Genomic DNA, 6,588 nt, shown 5'->3' on the forward strand with positions numbered 1-6,588 from the left:
CTCGCTTCCCTACGCTGGGTTACGTGCAGCGCCTCTATGACTTCCTCCGCAGGCACCCGACAGGGGTCGACGTCTTCTGGGCTGTCCTCCTTTTCGGGATCTCGGCGGTGGGCACGGCCGTCCGGGAGACGGCCGATCCGGAGATTCCGGGTACCGGATCCGTGGCGATCGTCCTCCCGGTCGTCCTCCTGCTGTGCCTGGTGATCGCGCTGCGCCGGCGCATGCCGGAGAAGATGCTCCTGCTGGCCATCGGCGTGGGGGTGGCGCAGCTCGTGCTGGACGTGGCGACGACGCCCGCCAACTTCGCCTTCCTGGTGATCACCTACACCGTCGCCGCGACCGGCGCCCGCTGGGCCTCCCGGCTCGCGCTGGCCACGGGTCTGTGCGCGGCGCCCCTGGCGCAGCTTCGCTGGCCGGAGCAGGACTCGACCGTCCTGGGCACCTTGGCCCTGATGGTCTTCATGACGGTGCCGTTCGCCCTCGCTTGGGTGCTCGGCGACTCCATCCGCACCCGACGCGCCTACTACGGGCAGCTGGAGGAGCGCGCGACCCGGCTCGAGAAGGAGCGCGAGGCGCAGGCCAAGGTCGCGGTCGCCGCCGAACGCGCCCGGATCGCGCGCGAGCTGCACGACGTCGTCGCGCACAACGTCTCCGTGATGGTGGTGCAGGCCGACGGCGCCGCCTACGTCCTCGACAGCGCGCCCGACCAGGCCAAGCAGGCCCTGGAGACCATCTCCTCCACCGGCCGCCAGGCCCTCGCCGAGATGCGCCGCCTCCTCGGAGTGCTGCGCACCGGCGAGCACCAGGAGAGCGGCGAGTACGTCCCGCAGCCCGACGTCGAGCAGATCGAGGACCTGGTCGAGCAGTGCCGTGGCTCCGGCCTGCCCGTCGACTTCAAGGTGGAGGGCACCCCGCGCCCGCTGCCCAGCGGCGTCGAGCTGACCGCCTACCGCATCGTGCAGGAGGCGCTCACCAACACCCGCAAGCACGGCGGCCCCAACGCGGGCGCGAGCGTGCGCCTGGTCTACTTCGACGACGGCCTCGGTCTCCTCGTCGAGGACGACGGCAAGGGGGCGCCGCACGAGCTGTACGAGGAGGGCGGCGCCGACGGCCGGGGGCACGGCCTGATCGGCATGCGCGAGCGGGTCGGCATGGTCGGCGGCACTCTGGACGCGGGGCCGCGCCCCGGCGGAGGATTCCGCATCAGCGCGCTGCTGCCGCTCAAACCAGCACACTGATGGCTGCTCCTGGCCATGGTTGACACCTGTAACGGCCCTGTAGACGGATACGGAAGACACGGAAGAGGACCTCGATGACGATCCGCGTGATGCTCGTCGACGACCAGGTGCTGCTGCGCACCGGGTTCCGGATGGTGCTCGCCGCCCAGCCGGACATGGAGGTCGTCGCCGAGGCGGGCGACGGCGTCGAAGCCCTCCAGGTACTGCGCTCGACCCCCGTCGACGTCGTGCTGATGGACGTGCGCATGCCGAAGCTGGACGGTGTGGAGACCACCCGCCGCATCTGCTCGGAGCCCGAGCCGCCCAAGGTGCTGATCCTGACCACCTTCGACCTCGACGAGTACGCCTTCTCCGGGCTCAAAGCGGGCGCCTCCGGCTTCATGCTCAAGGACGTGCCGCCCGGCGAACTCCTGGCCGCCATCCGCGCGGTGCACAGCGGCGACGCGGTGGTGGCCCCGTCGACCACTCGGCGCCTGCTGGACCGGTTCGCGCCCATGCTGCCCTCCGCCGGCAAGGAGCCCCGGCACAAGGAGCTGGAGCGGCTCACCGACCGCGAGCGCGAGGTCATGGTGCTGGTCGCGCAGGGCCTGTCCAACGGCGAGATCGCCGCCCGGCTGGTGCTGTCCGAGGCCACGGTGAAGACCCACGTCGGCCGCATCCTGACCAAGCTCGGGCTGCGCGACCGGGTGCAGGTGGTGGTCCTGGCCTATGAGACGGGGCTGGTCCGGGCGGGCGGGCACGGCTGATCAGACCGTCCTGAAGCGGCGGCGAGCCGGAGTTCGTCGAGTGGCGGACCCACTCGACGGCTGACGGTCACCGCAGCAGCGCTTCGAGGAAGTCGCTGCCGAGCCGCGCCACCACGGGGACGTCCAACTGGTGCAGGACGTACCGCCCCCGGCGGCGGGTGGTGATCAGGCCCGCCTTCTTGAGCACGCTCAGGTGCCGGGATATCTCGGGCGCGGTCATGCCGTGGATCTGCACGAGCTCACCTGTGGTGTACGTGCTGCGGGCGAGGTTGCGGCAGAGCTGCATGCGCACCGGATGGGACAACGCGGTCATCCTCAGCGTCAGTCGGTCGACCGAAGGCGGCGCCGCGAGCCCGGGCGAGCCGACCGGGTAGTGCAGCACCGGCTGCCATCCGTGCCGGTGCAGCACCATCAGGTGCGGCCAGCCCAGGCTCGTCGGCACGAGCAGGAGGCTGCTGTCCTTGATGACGGTGTGGCCCTGGTGCAGCTTGTCGACGGTGATCCTTCCGGCGGTCTCGTCGACGCTCACCGCCGGGGACACCGCGGTCAGCGCCTCAGTCAGCCCCTTGTGCCGCAGAAGGTCGCTCTTGTGGCGGGCGTCCGCCGCGAGCTGGTGGCTCAGGCGGGACCAGGCGTCCGCGAAGAACGTCTCGTCGCAGTCCTCCAGGAACTGCCGCAGCCAGGCCCGGATACGCGGCGGATCCTCCAGCAGCCGCCGGCTGAACCGCAGCTGCTGCGGCCCGCGCGCGGCGGCCAGCTCCAGAGCACGGCGGCGCAGCTCCTCGTCGGCCAGGACGTCGGGCGCCCGCGTGGCGTACGGCAGCGCGCAGGTGAACTCGAGCGCGGCGTCCACGAACTGCTCGTCCGTGAGCTTGTCCAGCAGGTCCAGCTCCTCGGCGAGCGTCGCGCCGGGCAGCGCTCCGCCCGGGATGCCCGCGTAGGGCAGGAACAGGTCCGAGAACGTCGTCCGCCACAGGAAGTCGGCCTCGCACATCCGGTCGGCCAGGTGCGGATCCAGCCGGGCCGTCACACCCGTCACCCAGCCCTGCAGGCCCGGGTGGTGCCCGGACTCCGACAGCGCGTGCAGCGCCGTGCCGAGCTCGGCCAGGGGCGAGGGCACGACGGCGAGCCTCTCCGGCCGCAGCCCCGCGATGTCGATGCTCACGCTCATGCCCTCATGGTGCATCCCGCCACTGACAACGCGTCCGTCGATTGACGGCGGGCGTCAATCGACGCGACGCGGCCCGCCCCTCCGACGCAGCCTGGGATCACCGGGGCAGCCCCGGAGCCCGATCCCTACGTCATGTCTCCTACGTCCAGAGAAGGCGATCCAGCGTGAGCGTCACGCACCACCACCACCTCGACATCTACCGCGCCCGCCGGCTCGGCGAGCCCACCCCTCCGGCGCCCGGCGCCCACGACTGGCAGGTCGTGCGCGAGTGGCGCGACCACCGGCAGTTCCGGGCGGTCGTCGCCGGGCGGCCTGCCCGGGGGCGGATACGGCAGGCCCTGGGCCGGTGGCTGCGTCCGCGGCCGCGCCCTACTCGCTGACCTCCCCGGTCAGCCGGGCCACGAACTCCGCGACCGCCGCCTTCACGTCGCCGGCGGTCCACTCCAGGCCGGCGGCGCGCACGGAGACCTCGGTGCGGGCCAGACCCGGTCCGCGCGGGTCCCAGGGGGAGGCGAAGGTCATGGTCCTCGTCTCCTCGGCCTGGCGCACCGCCGCTTCGTCGAGCAGGGCCGCCTCATACGGCAGCCAGACCTGGAACTCGTGGGTGTGCGGCTCCGCGGGGTGCACCCGCGCCCACGGCATCCCCGCCTCGGCGAGCCCCTCGCGCAGCGCGGCGGCGACCACGCGCGCGTGGGCCACGTACCGCGGCAGCCGGGGCAGCTCGCGCTCCAGCCCCGCGAGGGCCGACAGCACGGTGGGGAACTGCTGGAAGACCATGCCGCCGTACCGGTGGCGCCATGCCTTGGCCTCCTCCACCAGCGTCTTCGGGCCGGCGAGCGCGGCGCCGCCGAAGCCGTCGAGGGACTTGTAGAACGAGACGTACACGCTGTCCGCCAGGCCCGCGATCTCGTCCAGCGGGCGGCGGAAGTGGACGGTGGACTCCCACAGGCGCGCGCCGTCGAAGTGCACCACCGCGTCGCGCTCCCGCGCCGCCTCCACCACCTCCGTGAGCTCCTCCCACGTCGGCAGGACGAAACCGGCGTCCCTGAGGGGCAGTTCCAGCATCAGCGCCCCGAAGGGCTCGTCGAGGTCGCGCACCTCGTCGGCGGTCGGCAACCGCGGCTCGCCGGTGAGGTGCACCGGCCGCAACCGGCTGACCTGGCTGAACGCGTGCCGCTCATGCACCTCGGGGTGGGCCAGCGGATGTACGGCCACGGTCGGGTCGCCGGTGCGGCCGGCCCAGCAGCGCAGGGCGACCTGCTGGGCCATGGTGCCGGTCGGGAAGAACGCGGCGGCCTCCGTGCCGAGCAGCCCGGCGACCTTCTCCTCCAGGGCCTCGACGATGCCGTTCCCGTACAGGTCGGCGGGTTCGTCCAGGTCGTACACCTGCGGTGCCGTCTCCTGCAGCAGCGCGAGGCGTTCGCGGAGCGTGCCGGTGAATGCCGGGCGCGACAGGACGCGCCGGGCCTTCCGGTAGGCGGCCGCTCGCCGCTCCCTGAGCCGCTTCCGCGCCGACTGTGCCCCGCCCTGCTGCGCCGTATCGCTCATGCCGGGATCATGCCGTGCGCCCAAGCGCGCGAGCACGCGCATGTCCGTTGACCGCCCCCGCCCGCACGGCGTGCGATGACCCACAGCCTGTGGACAACCCGGACGCCCGTCGAACCGATCGCGTTAACATGACGAGAAATCGTCCGGTACCCAGAGCGGACTGGAACGGAAGGCCGCCGTCGCGTGAGTACAAGCCAACAGCCAGATCCCAAGGACCGCCCCGCGCGGCTTGCCGTCGGTGTCGTCGGCGCCGGTCGCGTGGGTCCCGCGCTCGCCGCGTCGCTCCAGCTCGCCGGGCACCGCCCGGTGGCCGTCTCCGGGGTCTCCGACGCCTCCCGGCGCCGGGCCGCGCAGCTGCTCCCCGACGTGCCGCTCATGCCGCCCGCCGAGGTCCTCCAGCGCGCCGAGCTGGTCCTGCTCACCGTGCCGGACGACGCGCTGCCCGGGCTGGTCGAGGGCCTCGCCGAGACCGGGGCCGTACGGCCGGGGCAACTGCTGCTGCACACCTCCGGGCGGTACGGCGCGAAGGTCCTGGACCCCGCCCTGCGTGCGGGCGCGCTGCCGCTGGCCCTGCACCCGGCGATGACCTTCACCGGCACCCCCGTCGACGTCCAGCGCCTGGCCGGCTGCTCCTTCGGCGTCACCGCGCCCCCGGAACTGCGGCTGGCCGCCGAGGCCCTCGTCATCGAGATGGGCGGCGAACCGGAGTGGATCGCCGAGGAGATGCGCCCGCTCTACCACGCGGCGCTCGCGCTGGGCGCGAACCACCTGGTGACACTGGTCGCCCAGTCCATGGAGCTGCTGCGCGAGGCGGGCGTGGCGGCCCCCGACCGCATGCTGGGCCCGCTGCTCGGCGCCGCGCTCGACAACGCCCTGCGCTCCGGTGACGCGGCCCTGACCGGCCCGGTCGCGCGCGGGGACGCCGGCACCGTCGCCGCGCACGTCACGGAGCTGCGCAGGCACGCCCCGCAGACCGTCGCCGGCTACCTGGCGATGGCCCGCGCGACCGCCGACCGGGCACTCGCCCACGGACTGCTCAAGCCGGAGCTCGCCGAGGACCTCCTCGGGGTACTCGCCAACGGGACCGACGGCGCCGAGGGAGAAGCCCGATGACGACCACCTTGCTGCGCACCGCCGACGAACTGCACGCGCGCGTGCGTGACGGCCGCCGCGCCGTCGTGATGACCATGGGCGCCCTGCACGAGGGCCACGCCACCCTGATCCGCACCGCGCGCGGGATCGCCGGACCGGACGGCGAGGTCGTCGTCACCGTCTTCGTGAATCCGCTCCAGTTCGGCAAGGGCGAGGACCTCGACCGCTATCCGCGCACCCTGGAGGCCGACCTCAAGCTGGCCGAACAGGCGGGCGCGGACGTCGTGTTCGCCCCCTCCGTGGACGAGGTCTACCCGGGCGGCGAGCCCCAGGTCCGCATCAGCGCCGGCCCCATGGGCGAACGCCTGGAGGGCGCCTCACGCCCCGGCCACTTCGACGGCATGCTCACCGTCGTCGCCAAGCTGCTCCACCTCACCCGCCCCGACGTCGCCCTGTACGGCCAGAAGGACGCCCAGCAGCTCGCCCTGATCCGCCGCATGGTGCGCGACCTGAACTTCGGCGTCGAGATCGTCGGCGTCCCCACCGTGCGCGAGGAGGACGGCCTCGCCCTCTCCAGCCGCAACCGCTACCTCTCGCCCAAGGAACGGCGCACCGCGCTCGCGCTGTCCCAGGCGCTGTTCGCCGGCCGCGACCGGCACGCGGCGCAGGAGGCGCTGCGCGCCCGGGCCCGCGAAGTGCCGTCGACCTGGAGGTGCCGCTCGTTCAGGTGCCAGCCGCGCGGGCGCATGACGACGGTCGCGAGCTCGTCGTTCGGGCGCAGGGCGTACGACTT

Annotated in this window: 6 protein-coding genes and 1 pseudogene; 5 read left to right on the plus strand and 2 right to left on the minus strand. The window is 73.1% G+C overall.

What is annotated here, in order from left to right; translation table 11 throughout:
* Positions 1-23 precede the first annotated feature (23 nt).
* Positions 24-1,238: a sensor histidine kinase gene (locus ABZ078_RS12860; protein WP_356574505.1), complete on the plus strand. Its 1,215-nt coding sequence runs from the start codon at positions 24-26 to the stop codon at positions 1,236-1,238.
* A 74-nt stretch (positions 1,239-1,312) separates the two neighbouring features.
* Entirely contained in the window at positions 1,313-1,984 is a 672-nt protein-coding gene (locus ABZ078_RS12865; RefSeq protein WP_356574507.1) for a response regulator transcription factor, read from the plus strand.
* Between the two features lie 67 nt (positions 1,985-2,051).
* Here ABZ078_RS12865 and ABZ078_RS12870 read toward each other — a convergent pair whose 3' ends face one another.
* On the minus strand, positions 2,052-3,155 hold the full coding sequence (locus ABZ078_RS12870; RefSeq protein ID WP_356574509.1) for a DUF5937 family protein: 1,104 nt from the start codon (positions 3,153-3,155) through the stop codon (positions 2,052-2,054).
* 164 nt (positions 3,156-3,319) lie between these two features.
* On the opposite strand from ABZ078_RS12870, the gene ABZ078_RS12875 reads away from it, so the two are divergent.
* Positions 3,320-3,535: a hypothetical protein gene (locus tag ABZ078_RS12875; protein WP_356574511.1), complete on the plus strand. Its 216-nt coding sequence runs from the start codon at positions 3,320-3,322 to the stop codon at positions 3,533-3,535.
* Here the strand turns inward: ABZ078_RS12875 and ABZ078_RS12880 are convergent.
* The gene (locus tag ABZ078_RS12880) at positions 3,525-4,703 is read right to left on the minus strand and encodes a beta-eliminating lyase-related protein (protein WP_356574513.1); all 1,179 of its coding nucleotides are present in this window, start codon (positions 4,701-4,703) and stop codon (positions 3,525-3,527) included. The two genes, ABZ078_RS12875 and ABZ078_RS12880, sit on opposite strands and share 11 nt — an antisense overlap.
* 183 nt (positions 4,704-4,886) lie before the next feature.
* Between ABZ078_RS12880 and ABZ078_RS12885 the strand changes: the two genes are divergently transcribed.
* The gene (locus tag ABZ078_RS12885) at positions 4,887-5,816 is read left to right on the plus strand and encodes a DUF2520 domain-containing protein (RefSeq protein ID WP_356574515.1); all 930 of its coding nucleotides are present in this window, start codon (positions 4,887-4,889) and stop codon (positions 5,814-5,816) included.
* Positions 5,813-6,502 (plus strand): annotated as a pseudogene (gene panC, locus ABZ078_RS12890) (pantoate--beta-alanine ligase); the annotation flags it as partial. The gene ABZ078_RS12885 and the pseudogene panC, both read left to right, overlap by 4 nt.
* Between the last annotated feature and the right edge of the window lie 86 nt (positions 6,503-6,588).

This window comes from Streptomyces sp. NPDC006385 (genome assembly GCF_040612485.1).
GTDB lineage: Bacteria > Actinomycetota > Actinomycetes > Streptomycetales > Streptomycetaceae > Streptomyces.

Bases quoted from the DNA above. Each gene is read 5' to 3' on its own strand.
- ABZ078_RS12880 (WP_356574513.1), bottom strand. From the start codon at position 4,703: ATGAGCGATACGGCGCAGCAGGGCGGGGCACAGTCGGCGCGGAAGCGG.
- ABZ078_RS12865 (WP_356574507.1), top strand. From the start codon at position 1,313: ATGACGATCCGCGTGATGCTCGTCGACGACCAGGTGCTGCTGCGCACC.
- ABZ078_RS12870 (WP_356574509.1), bottom strand. From the start codon at position 3,155: ATGAGCGTGAGCATCGACATCGCGGGGCTGCGGCCGGAGAGGCTCGCC.